This window comes from Simplicispira lacusdiani, from assembly GCF_003604195.1.
Lineage (GTDB): Bacteria > Pseudomonadota > Gammaproteobacteria > Burkholderiales > Burkholderiaceae_C > Simplicispira > Simplicispira lacusdiani.
Genome location: NZ_QXGR01000054.1, coordinates 1 through 546, shown reverse-complemented (window position 1 = coordinate 546; position 546 = coordinate 1). Strand labels below are relative to the sequence as shown.

Sequence of the window (546 nt, the reverse complement as noted above, 5' to 3'; positions counted from 1 at the left end):
AGCGGTGCGTCCATCCCGGTCCTCTCGTACTAAGGACAGCTCCTCTCAAATTTCCTACGCCCACGACGGATAGGGACCGAACTGTCTCACGACGTTCTGAACCCAGCTCGCGTACCGCTTTAATGGGCGAACAGCCCAACCCTTGGGACCGACTACAGCCCCAGGATGCGATGAGCCGACATCGAGGTGCCAAACCTCCCCGTCGATGTGGACTCTTGGGGGAGATAAGCCTGTTATCCCCGGGGTAGCTTTTATCCGTTGAGCGATGGCCCTTCCATGCGGAACCACCGGATCACTAAGCCCGACTTTCGTCCCTGCTCGACTTGTAGGTCTCGCAGTCAAGCTCCCTTATGCCTTTGCACTCTACGAATGATTTCCAACCATTCTGAGGGAACCTTTGGGCGCCTCCGTTACACTTTAGGAGGCGACCGCCCCAGTCAAACTGCCCACCTGACACTGTCTCCCGGGTCGATAAGACCCGTAGGTTAGAATTTCAATACAGTCAGGGCGGTATCCCACCCGCGCCTCCACCGAAGCTAGCGCTCC

The 546-nt window shown here is 57.5% G+C and carries 1 rRNA gene; it reads right to left on the bottom strand.

The window, feature by feature from the left end:
- Positions 1-546: ribosomal RNA gene (locus D8S75_RS17335) — 23S ribosomal RNA — on the bottom strand; the annotation flags it as partial.